The sequence below is a fragment of the Vibrio sp. ZF 223 genome, from assembly GCF_003050585.1.
Lineage (GTDB): Bacteria > Pseudomonadota > Gammaproteobacteria > Enterobacterales > Vibrionaceae > Vibrio > Vibrio crassostreae.
Genome location: NZ_PIGB01000007.1, coordinates 43,327 through 65,520, shown reverse-complemented (window position 1 = coordinate 65,520; position 22,194 = coordinate 43,327). Strand labels below are relative to the sequence as shown.

At 44.2% G+C, this 22,194-nt stretch carries 23 protein-coding genes; 11 read left to right on the top strand and 12 right to left on the bottom strand.

Features of this window, described 5'->3' with window-relative positions; all coding sequences use genetic code 11:
- The first annotated feature begins 98 nt into the window (after window positions 1-98).
- Window positions 99-956, top strand: a complete 858-nt coding sequence (locus tag CWO13_RS14460) for a winged helix-turn-helix domain-containing protein (RefSeq protein WP_102480771.1) — start codon at window positions 99-101, stop codon at window positions 954-956.
- A complete protein-coding gene (locus CWO13_RS14455) occupies window positions 947-1,417 on the top strand; it encodes a hypothetical protein (RefSeq protein ID WP_102480772.1) in 471 nt (156 codons plus the stop codon). The genes CWO13_RS14460 and CWO13_RS14455 overlap by 10 nt, the downstream gene beginning before the upstream one ends.
- Window positions 1,418-1,503: 86 nt before the next feature.
- Here CWO13_RS14455 and CWO13_RS14450 read toward each other — a convergent pair whose 3' ends face one another.
- Together CWO13_RS14450 and cls are read right to left on the bottom strand one after the other, a co-directional pair.
- Window positions 1,504-2,688 (bottom strand): cystathionine beta-lyase, encoded by a 1,185-nt coding sequence (locus tag CWO13_RS14450; protein WP_102480773.1) that lies wholly within the window; start codon window positions 2,686-2,688, stop codon window positions 1,504-1,506.
- Between the two features lie 181 nt (window positions 2,689-2,869).
- Window positions 2,870-4,324, bottom strand: a complete 1,455-nt coding sequence (cls, locus tag CWO13_RS14445; RefSeq protein WP_102529912.1) for a cardiolipin synthase — start codon at window positions 4,322-4,324, stop codon at window positions 2,870-2,872.
- 366 nt (window positions 4,325-4,690) lie between these two features.
- Here cls and CWO13_RS14440 point away from each other — a divergent pair, with 366 nt between their 5' ends.
- The 4 genes from CWO13_RS14440 (at window position 4,691) to CWO13_RS14425 (ending at window position 9,797) form a co-directional block, all read left to right on the top strand.
- Window positions 4,691-6,124, top strand: coding sequence for a sodium-dependent transporter (locus tag CWO13_RS14440; RefSeq protein WP_080967341.1), 1,434 nt, complete (start codon window positions 4,691-4,693; stop codon window positions 6,122-6,124).
- Between the two features lie 209 nt (window positions 6,125-6,333).
- Complete coding sequence (locus CWO13_RS14435; protein WP_102529911.1) at window positions 6,334-7,950, top strand: methyl-accepting chemotaxis protein; 1,617 nt, start codon at window positions 6,334-6,336, stop codon at window positions 7,948-7,950.
- A 186-nt stretch (window positions 7,951-8,136) separates the two neighbouring features.
- On the top strand, window positions 8,137-8,835 hold the full coding sequence (locus CWO13_RS14430; protein WP_102529910.1) for a TIGR01621 family pseudouridine synthase: 699 nt from the start codon (window positions 8,137-8,139) through the stop codon (window positions 8,833-8,835).
- A gap of 8 nt (window positions 8,836-8,843) precedes the next feature.
- Window positions 8,844-9,797 carry a class I SAM-dependent methyltransferase gene (locus CWO13_RS14425; protein ID WP_102431605.1) on the top strand — a complete coding sequence of 318 codons (954 nt, stop codon included), beginning with the start codon at window positions 8,844-8,846 and terminating at the stop codon, window positions 9,795-9,797.
- A gap of 78 nt (window positions 9,798-9,875) precedes the next feature.
- Here the strand turns inward: CWO13_RS14425 and CWO13_RS14420 are convergent, their stop codons facing one another.
- The 5 genes from CWO13_RS14420 to CWO13_RS14400 form a co-directional block, all read right to left on the bottom strand.
- Window positions 9,876-10,496, bottom strand: coding sequence for a CDP-alcohol phosphatidyltransferase family protein (locus CWO13_RS14420; protein ID WP_108083115.1), 621 nt, complete (start codon window positions 10,494-10,496; stop codon window positions 9,876-9,878).
- Window positions 10,486-11,136 carry an ATP-binding cassette domain-containing protein gene (locus CWO13_RS14415; RefSeq protein ID WP_048668708.1) on the bottom strand — a complete coding sequence of 217 codons (651 nt, stop codon included), beginning with the start codon at window positions 11,134-11,136 and terminating at the stop codon, window positions 10,486-10,488. Before CWO13_RS14415 ends, CWO13_RS14420 begins: the two co-directional genes overlap by 11 nt.
- Window positions 11,102-12,802, bottom strand: coding sequence for an ABC transporter permease (locus tag CWO13_RS14410; RefSeq protein WP_108083114.1), 1,701 nt, complete (start codon window positions 12,800-12,802; stop codon window positions 11,102-11,104). Before CWO13_RS14410 ends, CWO13_RS14415 begins: the two co-directional genes overlap by 35 nt.
- Before the next feature lie 5 nt (window positions 12,803-12,807).
- Window positions 12,808-13,974 carry an ABC transporter substrate-binding protein gene (locus tag CWO13_RS14405; protein WP_102431609.1) on the bottom strand — a complete coding sequence of 389 codons (1,167 nt, stop codon included), beginning with the start codon at window positions 13,972-13,974 and terminating at the stop codon, window positions 12,808-12,810.
- A 357-nt stretch (window positions 13,975-14,331) separates the two neighbouring features.
- Window positions 14,332-14,778: an META domain-containing protein gene (locus CWO13_RS14400; RefSeq protein WP_108083113.1), complete on the bottom strand. Its 447-nt coding sequence runs from the start codon at window positions 14,776-14,778 to the stop codon at window positions 14,332-14,334.
- 191 nt (window positions 14,779-14,969) lie between these two features.
- Between CWO13_RS14400 and CWO13_RS14395 the strand changes: the two genes are divergently transcribed.
- Window positions 14,970-15,230: a DUF1289 domain-containing protein gene (locus tag CWO13_RS14395; RefSeq protein ID WP_032545919.1), complete on the top strand. Its 261-nt coding sequence runs from the start codon at window positions 14,970-14,972 to the stop codon at window positions 15,228-15,230.
- A 109-nt stretch (window positions 15,231-15,339) separates the two neighbouring features.
- On the top strand, window positions 15,340-15,507 hold the full coding sequence (locus tag CWO13_RS23480; protein WP_165886743.1) for a hypothetical protein: 168 nt from the start codon (window positions 15,340-15,342) through the stop codon (window positions 15,505-15,507).
- Window positions 15,508-15,561: 54 nt separating this feature from the next.
- Here CWO13_RS23480 and CWO13_RS14390 read toward each other — a convergent pair whose 3' ends face one another.
- The 3 genes from CWO13_RS14390 to CWO13_RS14380 form a co-directional block, all read right to left on the bottom strand.
- Window positions 15,562-15,864, bottom strand: coding sequence for a thiamine-binding protein (locus tag CWO13_RS14390; RefSeq protein WP_017065764.1), 303 nt, complete (start codon window positions 15,862-15,864; stop codon window positions 15,562-15,564).
- A 127-nt stretch (window positions 15,865-15,991) separates the two neighbouring features.
- On the bottom strand, window positions 15,992-16,213 hold the full coding sequence (locus CWO13_RS14385; protein ID WP_102431613.1) for a hypothetical protein: 222 nt from the start codon (window positions 16,211-16,213) through the stop codon (window positions 15,992-15,994).
- A gap of 252 nt (window positions 16,214-16,465) precedes the next feature.
- Complete coding sequence (locus CWO13_RS14380) at window positions 16,466-17,704, bottom strand: DEAD/DEAH box helicase (RefSeq protein ID WP_107898776.1); 1,239 nt, start codon at window positions 17,702-17,704, stop codon at window positions 16,466-16,468.
- Window positions 17,705-17,913: 209 nt separating this feature from the next.
- Between CWO13_RS14380 and CWO13_RS14375 the strand changes: the two genes are divergently transcribed.
- Both CWO13_RS14375 and CWO13_RS14370 read left to right on the top strand, forming a co-directional pair.
- Window positions 17,914-18,540, top strand: coding sequence for a LysE family translocator (locus CWO13_RS14375; RefSeq protein ID WP_048658351.1), 627 nt, complete (start codon window positions 17,914-17,916; stop codon window positions 18,538-18,540).
- 213 nt (window positions 18,541-18,753) lie between these two features.
- Complete coding sequence (locus CWO13_RS14370; RefSeq protein ID WP_017060329.1) at window positions 18,754-19,110, top strand: hypothetical protein; 357 nt, start codon at window positions 18,754-18,756, stop codon at window positions 19,108-19,110.
- Window positions 19,111-19,249: 139 nt separating this feature from the next.
- On the opposite strand, the gene CWO13_RS14365 is transcribed toward CWO13_RS14370, so the two are convergent.
- Both CWO13_RS14365 and CWO13_RS14360 read right to left on the bottom strand, forming a co-directional pair.
- On the bottom strand, window positions 19,250-20,374 hold the full coding sequence (locus CWO13_RS14365; protein WP_048658353.1) for a M14 family metallopeptidase: 1,125 nt from the start codon (window positions 20,372-20,374) through the stop codon (window positions 19,250-19,252).
- A gap of 138 nt (window positions 20,375-20,512) precedes the next feature.
- A complete protein-coding gene (locus CWO13_RS14360; RefSeq protein ID WP_019824239.1) occupies window positions 20,513-20,788 on the bottom strand; it encodes a nitrogenase-stabilizing/protective protein NifW in 276 nt (91 codons plus the stop codon).
- Between the two features lie 306 nt (window positions 20,789-21,094).
- Between CWO13_RS14360 and CWO13_RS14355 the strand changes: the two genes are divergently transcribed.
- Entirely contained in the window at window positions 21,095-22,189 is a 1,095-nt protein-coding gene (locus tag CWO13_RS14355) for a NapC/NirT family cytochrome c (protein WP_107898778.1), read from the top strand.
- The last annotated feature ends 5 nt before the right edge of the window (window positions 22,190-22,194 follow it).

Below are 22,194 nucleotides of genomic sequence, written 5' to 3'. Positions count from 1 at the left end.
ATCGTCGAAAAATAATTGCGTTAATATAGGAAAATTCACTGGTCATTTATAAACTATTCAATATCATACTCGACCAAATTCAAACCTAGAAGACGATAGTGAAACAACAAAGCTACCAAATTTGTGATGTTAGTTATGATCCCTTGCTAAGGCAGTTTGTGCGTGACGATGGCCACGTAGAAACTATCGCGCCGATAGAAGGTAAGGTGTTTCTGTTCTTACTTGAAAATACTGGTGAGTGTGTTGAACGAGGCCTAATATTTGATAGGTGCTGGGGCAATGTGATTGTCTCAGAGCAAGCGCTCACTAACGTGATATCTAAGATTAGAAAAACGTTATCGCGAGTGACTTGTGGCTGTGCAACGATTCGCACGGTCAGTAAAACGGGTTATTTACTTGAAATCGATGAATCGATAAAACCTAGTAAAACTGAAATTGTGCCTTCTCAAATGACTGCGAAGGCATCTAAATTAAACTCTTCACCTGTCGATCAAGAAGTGTTGGCTGCAACTGAATTAGAACCCTCAGATTCAAAGAGTAATGCGCACTTAATTAAAGCGGGCTACTTAGTCGCATTGATTTGTGTCGTCGTAACGGCGTTCAATCTTTTCAAAACCTATTATACGCCACTGCCTTATTTTATTGATAAAGCCGAGTACCGCGGCAGTTACACAGACAATACTAATCACTACTTTTTCCATGTTGCGCACAATGAATCCTATTCGTTGCCTGCGATCACTAAAAAGCTAACGGATGTGATACCTAGCCACTGCAATGTTGATGTTTTTGTCCGTATCTACCCATCAGTAGACCAGCCCGAAGATGATACGCTATACATGTTGATTCAAAGGAAGAGTGGTGAGGCTTTGAACTATAGCGCTTCTATTTTCAATGTAGAGTCGTCTTTTGATTCGTTTACTCAGTACATGGAAAAGAGGAGTAACTTTTGCGACTAATTGGCTTACTCATTCTATTGGCAATTGCTACAGCAAGCTTTTTTCTGGAACAGAACGCATTGGCTGGCACTCGCTGGCACTGTAAAACGCTAAAAACGGATTTTTTATCTCAGGCATTCCAACCGTATCAATCGCTTTATGAGCGAATGAGCATTACTTTTCAGTCTGACCAAACTTTTAGTATGAGAGAGTTTGTGACGATAACTGAGAAAGACGGTAACGAAGCTACAATGGAAAATCTTTATTCTGGTTACTATGGCCTTGATGGGGATAGTTTGTCGATGAGTATTATTGATGTGAGAACTGCAACGCCTTTTCATGATCCTATTATTAACAATGATTACAGTGAGTATAAAGGGGTGACGATTGACTACGCTATTGCAGTGAAGGATCAGTCTTTGTATATGTTCAATGAACATCGAACTGAAATATTCAATTGGGCGTGTTTTAACGTTCAGTAGCTTTTTAAAGCTATGTGTCTAATACGCTAATCTGAAAAAGGCAGGAATATCCTGCCTTTTTGGTCTGCGTCTGTTAACGATTTTAATTAAACGAGCGCGTTGTAACGCTCTAACCCTGCTTCTAGGTCTGCAATCAGATCATCAACGTCTTCTAAGCCGATATGAACACGAATCAAAGTCCCTTCGAAGTTAGGGTTCGCTACTGTTCTTAGGCTGTTAAAGCTGCTTGGTTCATTCGCTAGAATCAAGCTTTCGAAACCACCCCATGAGTAACCCATACTAAAGTGCGTCATACCATCAAGCAGCGCTGTGGTCGCTTTGGTATTTGAGTTCTTCAGCACGAAAGAGAACAAGCCATTCCCGCCAGTAAAATCTCGTTTAAAGAACTCATGACCAGGACAAGATTCAAGCGCAGGGTGACGAACGTGGTCAATCTCAGGGCGAGTCTCTAACCATTTTGCCACTTTCAAGCTGCTTTCTGCGTGTTGGCGTAGGCGAACATCAAGAGTACGAATACCACGAAGGCCGAGGTAAGCATCATCTGGCGAAACACATTGCCCCATCAGGTAGCTCTGTTCTCTTAACTGGTCCCAACATTTTTCATTGGCTACCGCAGTCCCTAGCATCACATCAGAGTGACCAACGATGTATTTGGTTGCTGCTTGAATCGAGATATCAACACCGAAATCAAACGGTGAGAAGTTAACACCAGCAGCCCAAGTGTTGTCTAACATAACAATGATGTCATGTTCATGAGCAATACGTGCGAGCGTTGGAATGTCTTGAACTTCCATGGTGACAGAACCCGGAGATTCGGTAAACAGCACCTTAGTGTTTGGCTTAATAAGGTCTTGGATGCCTTCACCAATTGTTGGTTCGTAGTAAGTTGTTTCTACACCCATCTTCTTCATGATGGTGTCACAGAAATCACGCGTCGGTTCGTAGCAGGTATCGACCATCAGAATATGGTCGCCCGTTTCTACAAAAGAGAGAATGGCGTTAGAGATTGCTGCCGTACCACAAGGGTAGAGTGCACAGCCTGCGCCGCCTTCCACTTCCACCATGGCATCTTGGAAGGCGAAATGAGTGTTGGTTCCACGACGTCCGTAAAAAAGTGTTTTGTTAGCGCGGTTAATTGTAGCTTTACGCTTCTCTTCTACTGAGTTGAATACGACAGTTGAAGCGCGCTGTACTGGTGGGTTAACGACACCATTGGTCCACTTCTTATCACGACCTGCAGTGATCAGCTTAGTGGTTTTGTTCTCGGACATGCTGTGAATTCCTTATCAATCGGTTATCTTCTATTTAAAACATGCCAATAGCCTTCAAAGCAAGAGGGGAGCAGGAGTTTTTACGCTTTTCTTTCGCTTTTTAACCTTTTACTTATTCAATGGTGAAAGGTTAAAAACTTACGGGAGGAAGTGATGAGCCGCAATCGACTCATCATATGTATTACAGAAGAGGGTTGAACAAATAGAACAACCTTTCAAAGAAGCGATTTCGCAAGTTTCTCTGTTCCCACTGTTCTAGTACTACTGGGTGAGATGATTCTATATAAGACTGTTGCAGTTCAGAGAGCTGCTGAGTGAAGTGCACGTCATCTACGGCTAGCGTCACTTCGAAGTTGAGCCATAGGCTGCGCATGTCAATATTGACCGTTCCGATCAAACAAAATTCTCCATCGATCACTACCGATTTGGTGTGAAGAAGCCCACCGTAAAACTCGTAAATCTTAACGCCGGCTTCAAGTAACTCGGTATAGAAAGCGCGCGAAGCCCACTTAACCATTAATGAGTCGTTGTTGTGTGGGATGACCAGTTCTACATTGACACCGCGTTGCGCTGTCATTTTGAGTGTTTCTAATAAATCGGCACTCGGTACAAAGTAGGGTGTTGTGATACGAACAGAATGGTTTGCCTGATTAATCGCAATGGTTAGAACTTGCAGGATCAAATACTCCGGCATGCCTGGACCAGATGGCACGACTTGCACAGGGTGATGCGTCATTACCTCTTCAATCGGACATTCAGGTAAATCAGGAAGGATGCGCTCGCCCGTTTCCACTTCCCAATCCCAACCATGAATTGCCGACAGTACATTAACGGTTGGCCCCGTTACGCGTACCATTACATCAATCCACTGGCCAACACCTGAATTTTGCTTGAAGTGAGCGGGGTCAACCATGTTCATTGAGCCAGTGTAGGCGATGGTTTCATCAATCACGATGATTTTACGGTGTTGTCTTAGATCTAGACGACGTAAGAAAATACGCCAAGGGCTTACTTCCAGTGCTTGTACAACTTGCACACCGGCGTCTTTCATCATTAAGCGCCAGTGACTTTTAAAAAAGCGCGGGCTACCTGCAGAATCAAGCAAAACTTTAACATCCACACCACGTTTCGCAGCTCGAATGAGAGCGGAAGCAACCGAATCAGTTAATCCTCCAGGGTGCCAAATATAGAAAACCATCTTAATACTGGTTTGGGCATTTTCTATATCTTCGATAATTGCGTGTAAGATCTCATTGGGAGAAGCTTGCAGTGAAAGTGTGTTTCCGCTGAGTGCAGGAATGCCCATCCGATTGTTACAAAGTTCATCAATCTTGTGGATAGGGGAGCCGACCTTTCCTGGAAGGTGGAGCTGGCAATCATCTAGTTTTCGGAACCAATCACCAAATGGAGTAAACATGCGATGTGCGCGTTCAGCCCTCTTCCTACCTAGGTTTAGCTCTCCGAAAAGGAAGTAACAAGCGACACCTACAATTGGGATAATGTAGATAACCATCAACCACGCGAGAGAAACGCTGACAGAGCGTCGTTTTAGTACGACACGGAAAGTCACACCGGCTACAAGTACCCAGTATAAAGCGACAGAAACTAAAGTTAAAAAATGGTAGAGCTTTTCCACATTGAATACTCGAAAAAAGAGACACTTAGATAGTAATGCTATTTTACGGATATGGGAATTTAAGGAATCAACTATTTACAAATTAGAGCTAAAGCTGTAAACAGGTTATAGTTGTTAAGTTTTGGTTAACTTAAGACGAAAACGATTGTTTTGTATGAAAAGGCGGCATTTAACCATAAAAATTTACATTGGTAACGAAATATATACGGTTCGGGCTTCCAATTTTATTCTTAAACTGGTTTACTTGCTATATACGAGCGTCAATCAAATCTTTTAGGTGTGTAAATTTTTTTATACGCCTTATCTTTTAAAGACGCCACTCAAAGCAAAACACAACATCACATAACACAAAAGTTTGGAGTACACGTGGCTACTAGTAATACAACCACAACACCCCGCGATACCTGGGGTTCGAAGTTAGGATTCGTAATGGCTGCAGCAGGTTCTGCTGTTGGTCTAGGTAACATCTGGAAATTCCCATACACAGCAGGCGAAAGTGGCGGCGGTGCATTCGTTGCAATTTACCTGTTTTTTGTAATCTTCATCGGTTTCAGTGTGATGCTGACTGAATTTGCGATTGGCCGTCATACGCAGAGATCAGCAGTAGGTGCATTTAAATCAACTGACCGTCGCTGGACGTTCGCTGGTGTTATCGGTGTAGTAAGTGGTCTGCTAATCATGGGTTTCTACCCTGTAGTAGGTGGCTGGTCTATCGCATACATCGGTAAAATTGCTGGTGGTCTACTAGACGCACCTGAAGCAATCGGTGACAGCTTTGGTGGCTTTATCTCAAACCCAGTTCAGCCACTTATGTGGATGGGCTTATACCTACTGCTTAACGTTGTCATCGTTATGAAGGGTATTTCTGGCGGTATTGAGAAAGCGGGTAAGATCTTAATGCCACTTCTTTTCATTATCCTTATCGTGGTATCAATCAAAGGCATCATGCTTCCGGGCGCGATGGCTGGTCTTGAATTCCTATTCAGCCCTGACTTCTCTAAAGTAGACAGCGGTGTAATCCTAGCTGCACTAGGTCAAGCATTCTTCTCACTATCTCTTGGTATGGGTTGTATGTTGACTTACGGTTCTTACCTGAAGAAGAAAGAGAACCTAGTTCAAACTACCGCTATGGTTACGGCAATGGATACAGGTGTTGCTATCCTAGCTGGTGTTGCAATGTTCCCAGCAATGTTCGCATTCGGTATGGAGCCTGCAGCGGGTCCTGGTCTGGTATTCGTTGTTGTTCCTCAGCTATTCGCTGAAATGGGCGGCGTAGTGGGTCTTCTATTTGCTCTTATGTTCTTCGTTGGTCTGAGTGTTGCGGCACTGACATCTTCAGTATCTCTACTTGAAGTTGTGGTTTCGTACCTAATCGATGAGAAAGGCATGAAGCGTGTAACAGCTGTACTGTCTGCGAGTGTCGTAATGGCGATTCTATGTATCTTCGCTTCTCTATCACTTGGTGGCTTCGGTCCAACATTGTTCGGTACTGGTGCGTTCGATATCTTCGACTTACTAACTGATAAGATCTTCCTAGCAGTTGGCGGTATGTTGGTATGTATCTTCGCTGGTTGGAGACTAAACCGTGCTGACCTAGAGAAAGAAATCACTAACGACGGTGAAGTATCTTTCCCACTATTCGGTCTATGGTACACGCTAGTTAAGTACATCATCCCAGTAGCTATCGCTATCGTAGCGTTCATGGGTATCTCTTCTGGCTTCGACAGCGGTAAAGGTGCAATCATGCTACTAGGTATTGGTATCATTGCTGGCTCTGCGGTCATCTCTAAGAAGCTATAGTTTTAAGAAGCAATAGCTCTAAGAAGCGATAATCGCGAGTTAAAGTAAGTTAAGAAACGGGAGCCAATGGCTCCCGTTTTTTTATGTGAGTATCTTAATTCTCTTCGAAAAATAAAAAACATTCATTCACTAAAGTTATCCGTGTGCTAGCCGATATAATAAATGTTAAGGGCTGTTTTGGCCGATAATTTTATTTAGGTAGGTGTTGTGTGAAATTGTCAGTGAGAAAGAAACTGTATGCCGGTTTTGGCTCTATATTGGCGGTGCTTGTCACGTTAGTCGGTATTGTATGGATAGAGGTTATTGGGGCTCACAAGAGCGCCGATGAAATTAGAATGGACGATGTGCCGGGTACGGTTACTTACCTTGTTCTGATAGATGAAGCAGGAGACGTCTACCGAGATGCATTAGGTGCGATTATTCAGGTCGACAATGCACTCAATGATTACCGCTCGAATAAGAACGAGTTTGCTCAAGCTATCGCAGAAGCAAAACGTTTAGAGAGTCGAGGCTCAGAAGACCATCGTCGTATTCAGCGAATCGAAGAGCTAATGGGACGCTTCACTCAAGAGTTTGAATCGAAGCTTGTACCTAAGATCAACGATGAATCTGCGCTGTTATCGAATATCCAGCAGCTTCGTTCTTTGTATGAGAGCAACCTAATCCCAGTTGAAAACTTACTGGATCAAGCATCAGCAAGTGAGCGTGCTGATACAGAGCAATCACTGCTTGTATTAACCGAGTCGTTTACCACGATTGAACGTACCATTATGGTGTTGTCTGCCATTGCGATTGTATTTGGTAGTGTGATTGCGTATGTATTGTCTAGCTCTATCACTAACCGTTTAACTCGCGTTGAACAAGTAGCGCGACGTGTGGCAAATGGTGACCTAACGGCTGGGGATATCGTGGATGATTCTGGCGATGAACTGGCTGATTTAGCTCAGTCGATCAACCAGATGCAGAAATCATTGGTGGATCTATTAGGTTCTATCTCGTCTGTGACCAACCAAGTTCAATCGGTTACCGGAGAACTGTCGTCGATTAGTCATGACATCGTTTCTGGTGCGTCGGCGCAAGCGGATAAAGCGAACCTGATTGCAACAGCAGCAGAAGAGTTAAGCTTAACCATCTCTGAAGTGGCACAGCAGGGCACCTCTACTTATGAAGAAGCTCGACGTTCTGAGTCTTCAGCAGAAGATGGTCGTAACGTGATTGTAGAGATGGTAGCAAGCATTCAACAAGTTTCTGCTCAAATGAGTGACATGTCGGTACAGATGAACACGCTGGGTTCGCATGGTGAACAAATTGGCAGTGTGATTAAAGTGATCGAAGACATTGCAGAGCAGACGAATTTATTGGCTTTGAACGCGGCGATTGAAGCGGCGCGAGCTGGTGAGTTTGGCCGAGGTTTTGCCGTGGTAGCTGACGAAGTAAGAGCGTTGGCTGAAAGAACCACCAAAGCAACGCAAGAAGTGTCTGGCATCATCCAATCGATTCAGTCTGGTACTCAAGAAGCCGTAACTTACACTCAAGACAACTGTCGTTTAGTTGAAATTGGTGTAGAGCAAAGCACAGGGGCGGTATCGGCTCTAGAAGCAATTGTTAGCGGTGCGGGCAATGTACAAAGCATGGTTAACTCAATTGCGACTGCGGCAGAAGAACAGACAGCGGTGACCAAAGAGATTGCTGCAGATATTACCGCGATCAGTGATATCTCAGAGCTATCCTTGCAACTGGCGACTCGCAGTTCTGAAAACACTTCAGGTTTGAATGCTAAGGTTGCTGAACTAGAAGCATTAGTCGGTAAGTTCAAACTTGCTTAGTGCTTAGTGCTTAGTGCTTAGTGCTTAGTTCGTATTCGATAGAGGCTAAAAGCCTATTACCGAAAGCGAACAAATAAAAATAAGCCCAATGATTCAATGTTTATTGAGTTAGTTGGGCTTTTTCGTAGCTGGAATCTGGGTTCAGACACGGTATACTCCACGCTCTACAATGGAGCTAGCTTTTACATGTTCGATATTCTTCTGAACCATTCAGATTTTTTACTCATTAATAAGCACCCTGGAGTCAGCGTCCACAAAGACGATGGTGACACCATGCTGCTACAAGAAGTCGCTAATGCGCTTAATGAGCCGAAGTTATATCTCGTTCACCGCCTCGATAAAATGACCTCAGGTATTCTACTGTTAGCAAAGAATGCCTCGGCAGCGAGTAAGCTTTCACAGCTGTTCGCAAAGCGTGAAGTCGAGAAGTACTACCTTGCGATTGGTTCGAAGAAGCCAAAGAAAAAGCAGGGGTTGATCTCAGGTGATATGGAGCGTTCACGACGTTCAAGCTGGAAACTACTGACAAGCAAAGAAAACCCAGCGATTACCCAGTTTTTGTCTGCAACCGCTGAACCCGGTGAGCGTCTACTTTTGTGTAAACCCTATACGGGGCGCACACACCAGATCCGTGTTGCGATGAAGTCGATCGGCTCAGCCATTGTTGGTGACCCTATTTATAATCCATCGAGTGAGGCTGACAGAGGATATCTGCATGCATTCGCGATTCGATTTACCTATCAATCACAAGCCTACGAATATGTCTGTGACCCAAGGAACCTAGATTCCTTAGGTGAGAAGTGGCATCAAGAGACTGTGTCTGCTGGTTTAGACAGTTGGCTTGAACCTTGGTCATTAACTTGGCCGAAGCTAAATATTAAGTGAGTGAAATAATGGAAGCATCAGCTTTACCTCTGTTTTTTAGTCATATTGAACAGCAACTTAATGAAGTGCCGAATGAACTACGCCGTATTTTTCACGGTCGCGGTAAGTTTTGGCCAGGTCTAGATCAACTGACATGTGATTGGGTTGATGGGCAGTTATTGGTTAACATATTCAAAGAGGTGGATGACGAATTCTTATCATCTCTTAAAGCTGGATTGGTTGATCTGACTAATAAAGACATCTGGCAAGCAAAGCAGGGCACAAGTATTGTTCTGCAACACCGTTATGCCGATGGCGCGCCTTCAGAGGTTTTATGGGGCGAACTCAATGACTCACCCGTTGTGGTTGAGCACGGTCTTAAATATCAACTCGACATTGGCCGTAATCAGAACTTCGGTTTGTTCCTAGACATGCGTAATGGTCGTCAGTGGGTGCAAGATAATGCCAAGGATAAGAATGTTCTTAACCTGTTCGCATATACTTGTGGCTTCTCTGTCGCGGCTATCGCTGGTGGTGCTCGTCAATGCATGAACGTGGATATGTCTCGCGGCTCGTTGAATAAAGGTCGTGATAACCACCGTCTTAATGAGCACGACATGCGCTCGGTTAACTTCCTTGGCTACGATATCTTTAAGTCGTGGGGGAAAATCAAGAAGGGCGGCCCTTACGAGTTGGTTATCATCGATCCACCTTCGTTCCAAAAAGGCAGCTTTGCTCTAACTAAAGATTATAAAAAAATCTTACGTCGTTTGCCTGAGCTTCTAACAGACGGTGGTGAAGTGATTGCCTGTGTGAATTCACCTGCTGTATCACCAAACTTCCTGATTGAGACGATGGTAGAAGAAGCACCAAGCGTTGAGTTTATTGAACGTTTAGACAACCCGCCTGAGTTTGTTGATGTCGATCTTGATTCGAGCCTCAAAGTTCTGAGGTTTAAGATAGGCGCTTCTGCTGACGCTTAATTGATTCTATACATCAGTTAGAAAAAACGCCGCTCATATTGAGCGGCGTTTTTGTATCTTGTTTTTGTCGTTAGAGCACTAGATCTCTTGCTGAGTCTTAAGAGTTTGGAACCCAAAATAGATACGCATAAATGTAGTCAGCCAGCAAGCTGCACCAAAGGTATAAGCGATAACTGCAAAGTGTTGAGGCCAAATACAGAAAGCAATGAAACAAGCAATGGTTTCTGTACCTTCGGTTAATCCCGACATGTAATAAAGAGACTTATGTTTATAGACTGGGTTTTCAATGCCTCGCTTGCCCGCCATTACCGCAAACGCCAAAAAGCTACTGCCTGTACCGATAAAAGAGAAGATCAAAAATGCACCGGCAATGGCGTTGTGTTCTGGATTGGCAATCACAAATCCAAAAGGGATCAACGAGTAGAATAGGAAATCTAGGCTGATGTCGAGGAAACCACCCGCATCACTGATGCCTTGGATTCGAGCCAAGGCCCCATCAAGCCCATCACATACTCTATTAAACACAATGAAGCCTAACGCCCAATCGTATTGCTGGAACGCTAACGCTGGAAATGCTAAACACCCAACCAGAAATCCGAATAACGTGGTTTGATTGGCCGTGATACCCAATTGGTTCAGTAACTTAGCCGACTGATTCAATGGCCATTTAATGACCTTAATGGAGTACTTATCCAGCATTGTGACTTCTCCATGGCCAAGACAGTACTTCTGCCCCTTGAGGCACATCGGCTTCGTCGTGCGTGACCATTAACGTCGGGATATTTGCTTTGGTCAATTGTTCAAACACCCAATCGCGAAATTGTGCTCTTAATTCTTGGTCTAACTTACTGAACGGTTCGTCGAGTAGGGCGAGTTTCGGCTTGGCTAGTAACATACGAGTTAAGCTTATTCTTGCGCGTTGACCACCAGATATTTGATCAGGAAAAGACTCTGCCAAGTGAGTCAGCTCTATGTCTTTTAGTGCAGCCATGGCTTGCTGTTGACGAGCGGAACCCTTAACCGAATTAGGTAATGAAAAGGCCAAGTTCTCCCATACTTTTAGGTGCGGAAACAACAAGTCATCTTGAAACAAAATACCGACTTCACGCTGATGTGAAGGCAGGTCATCTAGCTGAATATCGTTCAACACAACGCTGCCAGAATACGAAAACTCTTCACTTAAGTGACCAGCAATCGCATCCAGTAAGGTCGACTTTCCGCAGCCACTCGGCCCCATTAAAGCCAGTATTTGGCCAGATTCTAATGTTACGTTTAGCGCTGAAAACAGCGAATCCCCATCGGTTTTACGGATGGCGAGGTCGTTGAGGTACAGACTCATTACTTAGGAAACCTTTAAAAGTAAGACGGCGATATCTAAGTTGAAGTCGGCTGACCAATATCGCTAAAGAGAAAAAGAACAGAGGCAATAAGGCCTGCCAAATGGCATAGATTGCTGTCACCCTGCGGTCGAAACCACTGGTTAGGGCAACCGCTTCTGTGGTGATGGTGCTAATACGGCCCGCACCGAGCATCAATGTTGGAAGGTACTGGGCCAAACTCACACTGATCCCGACCGCCCAAGCAAAGGCAATAGCAGGAAGCAAGATTGGCAGTTTGATTGAATACCAACTCTGAAATGGCGATTTACCCAGGCTAAGCGAGGCTTTAATCAACCCATCGTTAAAGCTTTTCCATGGGCCGTCCAAAGACAGATATACAAACGGGAAAGCAAAGAAAACATGCGCCCAAATCACCCAGAACTCATAGGCACTACTGCCAACGTAGAGGGTCGTGATTTGCATACCAAACAACACCGAGAGTTGAGGTATCAACATCGGAATGGCGATAATGAAGCCCGGAACTTGCCACTTGTATTTGATTCTGTATTCGTGAGCAACCAGCGCAAGCAACAAAGCGACTGAAGCGGCAATCAAACCAATCCACAAGCTTTGTCCGACGGTACTCATGATGCCATCCCACTCAAACTCCCAGAAACGCATGCTATATCGGCTAGGGAGTAGGTCTGGGAAACGCCAACGTTGGGCAACACTCCAAATCACCATCAATGGAATGATAAGCAGTGATAACGCAGCAAGCACAGTAAACACGGTTTTCCCAGGAAGGTTCGCGCCTGTTCTGCCTGAATATTGCCAAATTCGAAAGTATTTAAGGATCGCCCATTCAACGAAACGTGCTAAGGCGATGATTAACGACGCTAAACCAAATAGAACAATAGCTCCGGCTGCTGCTCGCGGCAGTAGGTTAAGATCTGGATCGTTAAACCATTGCCATACTAATACCGCAAAGGTTGGCGGGTTTGTCGGGCCAATGATCAAAGCAATATCGACAACCGAGACACTGTAAGCGAGTACCGCCAGCATTGGGAAGCGAAGCTTAGTAAACCATTGTGGGAAAATACATTTCCACCAAATCTGAGCACGGCTATAACCCAGAGATGCACTGACCTTAGTGATACGTTCTACATCAATTTGCTGCAGTATCGAAATGCTCATTAGCAACAAGAAAGGTACTTCTTTGAGTGCGAGCATAATGATCAAGCCGAACGCGTATGGGTCTTTCACCAATAACGCCAATTCTGAGCTCGTAGCCGATTCGCCAAGCAAGTGATGCACGGCTCTGGCTCCAAGCCCTGTCGGGCTGAATAGGAAAGCAAAGCCGATAGCGAAAGCCACATGCGGAATAGCCAGCATTGGCGATAGCGTTAACTCAATCTTTCTCCAAAACTTGTTTCCCCAAGAGGCTTGAAGAATACAAAAAGTTAGGAAGCAGGCAATATAGCTGCTTGCAATCGCTGAACCTAGGCTCAAGCTAATAGAGTGCCAAGCTCCTTCCCATTGAAAGACTTGGCTAAAACCGTTGAGTGTTGGTTCCTCTAAACCTAGGGGCGGGATGAAACTCAGTGACGAAGCCACGACTCCCGCCACCCCAGGAATGGTTGGGATAATGCACACAGCTATAACAACAAAATATAGAGCGCGTAGCATAAAGATTAGTTACCGTATCGCTTCAGCCACTCTTTCTCGAGCGCGTTTTGCCAGCTAGGGTGTGGTTCATCAATCGATTTAAATTGTTGGGTGTTTTTAGCGCTGCCAGTGAGGTACTTGCTGCTCAGTACCGAAGGGTCGCCCCAAACATTGAGGTCACCTTTACGAGATTGCGCTTCTGGGCTCAGCAAGAAGTTAATGGTCACTTGAGCTCCTGCGGTTGCATTGGCATTCCAAGGAATAGCAAGGAAGTGAATGTTAGATAAAGCGCCGCTTTCTAGAGCATAGGCCTTAGTGGTTTCGGCTAGGCGACCACTTGCTTGTGCTGAATAAACAGAGTTTGGATTGAACGTAATCGCGAGATCGAGCTGTCCATCATCCAAAAGTTGGATACTTTCTGATGTGCCTGCTGGGAATTGTTTGCCACCGCGCCACGCTACTTTATGGAATTTATCTAAGTAAGCCCATAGTGGTGCTGTAACTTCTTGGAAGTTGTCTTCTGAAACAGGCTTAGCGAGTTCTGGGCTGTTGTTGGTTAGTTCAATCAGTAGAGACTTAATGAAGCTCGTACCATGAAATTCTGGTGGGCGAGGGTAGCTTAATCGGTTCGGGAAAGCTTGAGCGTAGCTCAACATCTCTGAGAATGATTGTGGCGGGTTGTGTAGTGTCTCTTGGTCATGAATAAACACCAATTGTCCAACGCCCCAAGGTGCTTCAAGGCCTTCTGTTGGTTCAGAGAAGTCGACATCAATCGGCAGAGACTTATCGACATATTGCCAGTTTGGAAGCGACTCCGTGAACGGGCCAAACAACAAAGCGTTATCTTTCATCGAACGGAAGTTTTCGCCATTGATCCAAACGATATCAACACTGCCTTCGCTGTTCTTGCCTGCCGCTTTTTCAGCAAGCAGTCGAGTGGTGGTTTCCGCAATATCGGTTACTTTCACATGCTTCAACGTGACACCGTAGTTACTTTGTAACTTCTTGCCTGCCCATTGTAGGTAACGGTTGATCTCTTGGCTTCCGCCCCAAGCGTGAAAGTAGACAGTTTCTCCCGCTGCCTGCTGTTCTATTTGGTTCCAACTCTCGGTGGATGTTGCTTCATCAGCATAAATGGTTGCGCTGTATGCAACGGTTGCCATGATTCCTAACGTACTTACTATCTTGTTCATAAACTTTTCCATTTGGTAGTGAACGGGCAAGAGCATTGTGTTTTCGAACTCCCTTGGGCGTGTTGACCTTTCGTGGCTAACGAAAGATCAACACGGCATAATAGTTATTCTATCTGTTTCTCAAATAAATTCTAATTCAACAGTAAATTCAATCAATTACTAGGAGCCTCTGCCATCCTAGCAACAGACCGTTAAAGCGGTGAATTAATTGCACCTAAATGAGGTTTTTTTGATATTTATTGGAGGTTGGTACGAAAAGAAGGTGAGAAGTAGCGTTTTTAATGATTAGTTTTTGACCAAGCAATAAAAAAGGAGCCGTGAAGGCTCCTTAAATCAATATCTGGTGTCGATGATGGATTAGTTTACCCAGTCACGAATTGTGTACGTTAGTGTGTGTACATCGTTTTTCAGTACTAGCGTATCGTTTGTTAGCGTTACGTCGCTCCACTCGCTTAGAGTAGCTGAAACCGATTGTTCGATTTCCATCGCTGAGCCCTGACACATTTTCATTGTCATGCCCATTTGTTTGATACGGAATTGACCGTCTTTCAGCTCACCTTGACCGAAGAAGTTGTTACAACCAGCCATGCCGTTTGCAGTCATCTTTTCGCCGATCTCTAGACGAGGAGCTGCTTGGTGTTCGCTTTTCACAATGTCCTTGCCATCAATTTGCGCAAGTTCCCAATTATGGTGCTGTAGATCGGTTGGTGTTACTTGCATCGCGTTGTCACCTGTTGTTGTGCATGCTGCTAGCATCATAGGTAAAGCGGCTACTGCTAGTAATTTTTTTGAACTAAACTTCATATTATAAGGCTCCAAAGGAAAGAACGAAGTTACCGAATAAGTGTAACTTGATGGGTTCAAAGTATAGTTTACAAAACACTATATGTGTCAGTATAAGGTCATAGTTTAGTATGGATTTCATGAGCTAGGCGACAAATTAATCGCTTATTTTTGAGATAGTAAGCGTAATTTTGAATGTGTAAGGAGGCACGGTGGAGCAGTTAGAGTTTTTCCAAGTTCCAAGCCCTTGCGTTGGGGTTTGTTCAAGCGATGACAAAGGCTATTGCAATGGTTGTATGCGCAAAAGAGAAGAGCGTTTTAATTGGATGTCGATGACACCGTCAGAACAATTGCATGTGATAAAGCTGTGTCGTCAGCGCTATAGAAGAAAAATAATGAAACAAAAAAACTTGGTTGGTAAGTCGGTCGACGAAGAGGGAAATACAAGTCCCCAAAGAGATCTTTTTGGCTAAAGAGGATGTATTAAGATTTTATTTAACTCCGAGGTAACTATTACTTTACATAATGGTTGGGGTGTAATATTAAGATAGGTACCTTTGTACCTGAAGGAGTGGTGTCGGTATGAATAAAAAGAACGTAAAACTCAAAAAAGAGCCAGTCAAAGCACTGGATCGTAAACCGATCGGGGCGAAAGATGACCCTGAAGAGGCTCCGCGAGATTGGCATTCGATGTCAGAAGAAGAACGAATGGAAATCCTTTCTCATCTTTCAGACATGCCTTTTCAATAACACCACTGTTTCTTCAGAGTCTTTTTTAAAGCTCAGTTTTTACAAAAAATGTGATTAAACAAACATGTGATTCGCTTTCGTTACACCACGATGGTACGTGCAAAATGTATCATCGGCCTCGGTGGTTTTACTATGAATCTTAATGTTTGTGATCACTTCTACAGCCCCTGCATCGTAGCAAGCTTGTTCTGCTTTTTTAACGATATCGAGTAATTGGTTGAGTTCACCTTTCATCGTGGTTTCCATCGCACCGACTTGGAAAGGCACATCAGCAGCTTTCACAACTTCAATGGCTTTATCAACCACTTCGAAGTTGTTGCCTTCTTTAACGCGAGGTATCACTTGGAAGGCAACCATCACTTCTTTTTCTCTTTTTAACTCAGACACTTTCTGCTTACTCTAGGATAGGGAATTGTTGCAGATGATAGGTTAATGCGGAGACGATTTCTACAGCGGTTATGCTGGTTGGATTACTCTCGTTGTCCTACTTGTTACCCCAGTGGTCACTTATCCAACCACCTATGTGCTCATCAAAATGACTGCCACTGAACCTCTGGTTACGTTCAACCGAAGTATCACAATCATCTTTATTATCTATTAGGGTTTGTATGTAGTTTGCCATCGGGTCATTGGAACGTTGACGATCTCGGCGGGTTGCCACTTCCTTAATCAGTTGTAATCGATATGTAGAGCTAGCACGTTTCATTTCAATGACCTCCTGTTGTAGACACTAATAGAAAAATCTAGTTGCCAGACATAGGGGCGTCAACGTGATTTAAGAGTATTTTTTTTGAGCAACCAAGAATCAATACGTTGGCATCATAATTCACAAAAGTGTCATTTAATTTGGCAACTTTAGGGAGGTTTTTGGGGTGGAATTATGTTTTGTTGCATATAAAAAAGCCCAGTACAAACTGAGCTAATTATTCTATTTCTGGTTACTTTGAGCTCTTTCTGGTTACTTTGAGCTATTCGGTTTGCTTTTAAATTGTTTAATGCTCTTCTTTTTGGCTGTTCTTCGATTTGCCATTTTGTCTTTAGGTGGACGCTTGCGAGCTGTCGCTTCAGATGCAGGTTTGTCTGTAACAGGAAAACCTTCTAATGGTTGCAGCGCTAGCGGCTTATTGGTCAGAGTTCGAATCGCATTGAGGTGTTCGCTTTCACTATGGCTAACCAGTGAGATAGCACAGCCTGCGCTTCCTGCTCTCGCCGTTCTTCCTACGCGATGTACATAAGTTGCTGAGTGAGGTGGTAACTCAAAGTTGATCACGACAGGTAGCTGATCAATATGGATACCACGAGCCATCACATCGGTTGCGATAAGTACGCGAGTTTCGCCATTTTTGAAGCTTTCTAATGTTTGCTCTCGTTCTTCTTGGCTCTTATTTCCATGTAACGCACTCACACTGATCTTGGCTTTACTCAATCGCTTAGTTAATGCGTCAGCATTGTCCTTCGCACCAATAAAAACCAACACCTGTGGCCATTGGTTTTGATTAAGTAGGGCAATCAGAGCTTGAGCTTTACTGCCTTTGTTCACTAAGTACAGAGTTTCTTCAATAGTCGCGACCACGCTGTTTTCTTGGTGTGTCGTGACTTTAACTGGATTTGAAAGAAGCTCTTCAGCTTGACCTACTAATTCCGACGGAAGTGTTGCTGAGAATAGTAGTGATTGTCGTTTCGCTGGCAGTGCAGCGGTAATCGCTTGAATATCTGGCCAAAAACCCATGTCGATCAGGCGATCAGCCTCATCAAGAACCAATGACACACATTGAGTTAACTCTAATTCGCCACTCTTGATGACACCAAGCAAGCGCCCCGGTGTAGCAATGGTAAGCTGTGGTTTCGTTAGTAATTGCTGTTGTTGGTCATCCGCGTTCACACCACCCGTTAGCGTTACCAATTTGATATCGAGCGCTGTTGCGATCGGTTCTAAAGACTCAGCGACTTGAGACGCAAGCTCGCGTGTTGGAACAATGATCAGAGCTTGGAGTTCATTTACATCTTGATTGATGTTATTTAGCAAAGGTAAGCCGAATGCCAATGTTTTACCGCTGCCTGTTTGAGCTAATGCAAGCACATCTTTCTCCGCAATAATTGTAGGAATTACCGCTTGCTGTATCTCTGTCGGCTTATTGAATTGAGATGGGATCGCCGCGACGGTTTTTGCGTTAAGGGTTAGGCTAGCAAATGACATAAATGAACCAAGTATCAAAAGGGAGGTGGAGTCTAACAGGGCTGTAAATGTTAGAGAATCAGTTTTGTACGTTACACGATAAACGTATTCATTATACGTGCGAATTATGTATGTTAGCCAGACGTGATAATTAAACGTTTATCATATTGTAATGGCACTGAATGGACGTACAATGTTCGCCCTAAAAATGTTCATGAAATGAGATCGAAATGAGTTTGGACAGTATCTGGCTGTTTATTGTTATCGTGTTTTTTATTGCCATTATTCCGGGCCCTAATGCGCTGTTGGTATTAAGCACAGCATTAACTCAAAGGAAGCTGTTCGCATTTGTGAACGTGTTGGGCGTGTCATGTGGTTTCTTTTTTCACGCCTTTATCTCGGCCAACGGCATAAGCCTGTTATTGTCGAACACTCCCATGGCCTTTGAAGGGCTTAAGTGGGCTGGGGTTTTGTACCTTGTCTGGCTTGGGTATAACCATTTTCGTGCGGCGCTGCGCGCTCAAGAGGGCGTACTTTCAGTGGTAGGCGCATCGGGAAGTAAGCTTTATAACCAATTTTTCAAAGGGCTCCTTACTAATCTACTGAATCCTAAAATCGTCCTATTTTATCTTTCTATATTCCCTCAATTTGTGTCAAAAGATACGATTGTGTCAGACAGCCTAATGCTTGGTGGGATTCAAGCGATAGTGGTGTCGATGTGGTTTTTGGTTGTGATCTTAATGGCGGATACGTTTAAGCGCTTGTTGGTTCAAAAGCGTACCTCGCAAATGATGAACATCGTGTGTGGGGTTCTATTTGTGGGCTTCAGCATTCAGTTGGCGTTGTTTCAGCTTTAGGTTTAGAGCTTGATAGAAGCGTTAACCGATACGACTCATATCTCACTTTTCACTGAATCTTAGGGAATCCTTGTCTCTCTGCATAAATGCCTAAAGCATTAGGTTATAAAGTCGATATAATAATCAGCTATCAATTTGGTGAATGTGTTTGTTTGAGACCAATTGAAGCCAAAGTCTATTGCTTGACCGAATAACAGAGACAGGGAGTCACTAATGCGTGAAGATTCATTCACCCAGAAACGCAAATATTACCGCTTAAAGTACCCTCAAAAGGCACGTCCGGTGATGCGAATTAAGGATGAGCTTTTTCATGTCAGTGAAGTTTCTGAAAAGGGCGTACGCCTGATGATGCGTAATATTATTCCGGTTTACCGCGGCTTTTCAATGGCAGGCACTTTAAGGTTACATGACAACAACAGTATTGATATTAGCGGTGCTGTATTGCGACAAGAAGGTGACGAAGTGATCGTTCAGTTATCACAAGGCCCGAGCTTTAAAGATATGGTGTCTGAACAACGCCACATCAGACAGCGATACCCAGTATTTTTTGCTAGCCTCAGAGTGGCATAGAAAGCTTTTAAAGTTAGATTCACTCATTCAAACCGATATTAAAAAGCCCAGCACTTTTTCAAGTGCTGGGCTTTACTATATATGTAAGCAAACTAACGATACGGACAAACTAAGGAGTTTAGTCTGCCTATAGTTCGTTTTATAGCTCGTCTACTGTCGCCCAAACTGCGGCTAACATGTCGTGACCAAATGCAACGCTGCGTTCTGGAGACCAACCGTAAAGTTCGTCTGCGTGGCTGATGTGATCTTTAAATGGCATCTCGACTGTGTAAGCTAAACACTTGAACTGCTCACCAATCCAGTTTGTGCCAACCGTCATATTCGCTTTGCCCGGTTCGTCTTTATCGTAACCAAACTCATCTTGGAACTCTGGCGTGATAGTCAGCAGTGCTTGCTTGAAGTGATTTTCTAGTTTAGCAATGCGCTCGTTGTATGAAGGCGTGCCTTCGCTACCTGCTACAAAGTTATATGGGATCGCTTCGTCGCCGTGAATGTCTAGACACAGATCAACGCCCGTTTCTAGCATGCGCTCACGAACAAGGAATACTTCTGGGCTACGTTCCATAGAAGGCGATTGCCATTCACGGTTCAGGTTAACGCCAATCGCATTAGTACGAAGGTGACCGCGGATGCTGCCATCTGGGTTCATGTTAGGAACCACGCGGAAAACAACGCTGTCTAGCAGAGAACGACCTACTGTATCTGTTTCATCAAGCAGACGTTGAAGTAGACCTTCGATCAACCATTCAGCCATAGTCTCGCCAGGGTGTTGGCGACCTATAACCCAAATGTTTTTCTTCTCTTCACTTGGCTCACCAATGGTTAGCAAAGTGATGTCATTGTTGTCTAGCGTGTGGCCCAGAGTTTCAAGCTTACAAGCCGGGTGCGTTTGAGCACTGTGCAGAAGATCTTGGTGACGATCGTATGAGTAAGGCGCGAAGTACGCGAAGTACATTGAATCGTGCTCTGGAATGATGTCGAAGCTTAGTGTGTCGCCATCGAATTGAGATGGGATACGGAACCACTCTTCACGGTCGTACGATGCAACCACATCATAATCTTTCCAGCCTTCAGGATACGCCGATGTTGCCAGTTGACCGATTTCGAAGTGGTGTGCTTGTTGAGCATCGCTTTCTAAGCGGAAGTGGAACCACTGAGAGATTTCAGTCTGGTTGTCTGCTGGGATAGTCAGTTGAATGTTTTGTGGTGAATCTGCTGAAACGACGTGAATGTTGCCGCTTTCGAAATTGCTGAAAATTTTCATTGTAGTTTTTATCTCGTAGTTGAGTTGCCGTAAGACTAGCACACTTTTTTTCGAGCAAACCACTAACTAAATCGTAATGAGATGTTATTTCAACTATCTCATTTTTAGTTGTCTATTTTTCAACAACCCACTTTCCAACTATCGGCGCTGGCAAGTGGTACACCCGCGGCAGGCAGAACGTGTGTGGCGATCTAACTTACTACGTTGCACCTTGCAATAAGCGTTTTTTAGCGCTCTTCGTCCAGAAAACCAATCATCAGGTTTCGCAAGAATCAGATAACCATTAAATCGCTTAACGAGTTCGATTCTGTTTTGCTCGATGAACTTGCTATCAAACCCAATCTCAAAGTAATCAAGAGCTTGTTCGATGGAGGTGAAACTCGCTATTTTTTGCTGGAATTCTGTTTGGTTCATGGAGTGCAGAGTTTATGAAAAGAGTTAGCCGACATTGTATTAGATTTACAATTTACTTCTTTGATTTGGGAGCGAGTTTAGTGTCTTTATTGTTGGATTAATCAGTTAGCAAAATTTAATTCGCTCCTTGTATTTACTGGGTGATTAGGTTGGTGGAGCGCTAATTTTTCAAAGTGACATCAAGCTCTCAGAAAGGTTCATTTTTTATTCCTCAGGTTGCGATTGATGATCCAAATCAAACAGATCTACCCCTAAAGTACTATTCTGATCTCAATTGTAACCAATTGTTGAAGATGATTAAGAATTATGACAATAAAAAAACGTTATATCGCACTAATAGCGGCGGTTGGTATAGGTATTGGCTGGTTAACCTTAGGGGGAACTGCAGCCGTTATGCACTATACATCGAGCACTGAGTTTTGTGTTTCTTGCCACACGATGGAAGCACCTCACAAAGAATACCAAGGTTCAGTTCACTTCAGTAATGCAAAAGGCATTCGAGCTGAATGTGCCGATTGCCACATCCCAACGGATCCGATTGACTATGTGATCACCAAAGTAAGAGCGTCTAAAGACATCTACCACGAATTCATCTCAGGCAAGATCGACACGCCTGAGAAATACGAAGCACATCGTGAAGAGATGGCTGAAACAGTATGGGCTCAATTCCGTGAGAATGACTCAGCGACGTGTCGTTCTTGTCACGAATTCGATGCAATGGAAGAGTTCGAGCAATCTCGTGATGCGGCGAAAATGCACGCTTACGGTAAAGAGAACAACCAAACGTGTATCGATTGTCACAAAGGCGTCGCGCACTTTGCTCCTGAAGCTCAGCTAGACAGCAAAGCGTTCGATACCCTGATTGCCTTTACCAAAAACACGCCAGCAGATGCGAAAGTGGTTTACCCAGTCACTGACATCGCAATGGGCGAGTTCGGTAGCGTAAACCCAACGGCCGAACTTGAAGTCGTTAAAGCTGAAGGCGACAACCGTACTGTGACTCTGAATGCTTTCCAAATGAAAGGCGCAGAGCAAGTGCTTTACTTCGGTGAAGGTCAACGTGCGATCGTTGCGACACTGACTGGCAAAGGTCAAGAAGCACTGACTACTGGTGAATACGAAGCCGATGCTTACGGTAACGAGTGGCGTTCTGTTGCGTTAACGGGTGACATTACTGATCCAGTTGTCGATAGCCTAGACCCAATCTGGTCTTATGCAGAAGAGTTGGACAATGTTTACTGTGCAACGTGTCACGCGAAGATTCCTTCAAACCACTTCACTGTGAATGCTTGGGGACCTGTTGCTAAAAGTATGGGCGACCGTACCGACATTTCTGAGCAAAACCTTGAGCTGCTGACTAAGTACTTCCAAAACCACGCGAAAGACGTTGTTGGTCACTAAAGAGA

Excerpts from the sequence above, each read along its gene's own strand:
- CWO13_RS14450 (WP_102480773.1), bottom strand. The coding sequence starts at position 2,688 with ATGTCCGAGAACAAAACCACTAAGCTGATCACTGCAGGTCGTGATAAG.
- CWO13_RS14430 (WP_102529910.1), top strand. The coding sequence starts at position 8,137 with ATGTTCGATATTCTTCTGAACCATTCAGATTTTTTACTCATTAATAAG.
- CWO13_RS14425 (WP_102431605.1), top strand. The coding sequence starts at position 8,844 with ATGGAAGCATCAGCTTTACCTCTGTTTTTTAGTCATATTGAACAGCAA.
- CWO13_RS14420 (WP_108083115.1), bottom strand. The coding sequence starts at position 10,496 with ATGCTGGATAAGTACTCCATTAAGGTCATTAAATGGCCATTGAATCAG.
- CWO13_RS14415 (WP_048668708.1), bottom strand. The coding sequence starts at position 11,136 with ATGAGTCTGTACCTCAACGACCTCGCCATCCGTAAAACCGATGGGGAT.
- CWO13_RS14410 (WP_108083114.1), bottom strand. The coding sequence starts at position 12,802 with ATGCTACGCGCTCTATATTTTGTTGTTATAGCTGTGTGCATTATCCCA.
- CWO13_RS14405 (WP_102431609.1), bottom strand. The coding sequence starts at position 13,974 with ATGAACAAGATAGTAAGTACGTTAGGAATCATGGCAACCGTTGCATAC.
- CWO13_RS14400 (WP_108083113.1), bottom strand. The coding sequence starts at position 14,778 with ATGAAGTTTAGTTCAAAAAAATTACTAGCAGTAGCCGCTTTACCTATG.
- CWO13_RS23480 (WP_165886743.1), top strand. The coding sequence starts at position 15,340 with ATGAATAAAAAGAACGTAAAACTCAAAAAAGAGCCAGTCAAAGCACTG.
- CWO13_RS14390 (WP_017065764.1), bottom strand. The coding sequence starts at position 15,864 with ATGGTTGCCTTCCAAGTGATACCTCGCGTTAAAGAAGGCAACAACTTC.
- CWO13_RS14385 (WP_102431613.1), bottom strand. The coding sequence starts at position 16,213 with ATGAAACGTGCTAGCTCTACATATCGATTACAACTGATTAAGGAAGTG.
- CWO13_RS14380 (WP_107898776.1), bottom strand. The coding sequence starts at position 17,704 with ATGTCATTTGCTAGCCTAACCCTTAACGCAAAAACCGTCGCGGCGATC.
- CWO13_RS14375 (WP_048658351.1), top strand. The coding sequence starts at position 17,914 with ATGAGTTTGGACAGTATCTGGCTGTTTATTGTTATCGTGTTTTTTATT.
- CWO13_RS14370 (WP_017060329.1), top strand. The coding sequence starts at position 18,754 with ATGCGTGAAGATTCATTCACCCAGAAACGCAAATATTACCGCTTAAAG.
- CWO13_RS14365 (WP_048658353.1), bottom strand. The coding sequence starts at position 20,374 with ATGAAAATTTTCAGCAATTTCGAAAGCGGCAACATTCACGTCGTTTCA.
- CWO13_RS14360 (WP_019824239.1), bottom strand. The coding sequence starts at position 20,788 with ATGAACCAAACAGAATTCCAGCAAAAAATAGCGAGTTTCACCTCCATC.
- CWO13_RS14355 (WP_107898778.1), top strand. The coding sequence starts at position 21,095 with ATGACAATAAAAAAACGTTATATCGCACTAATAGCGGCGGTTGGTATA.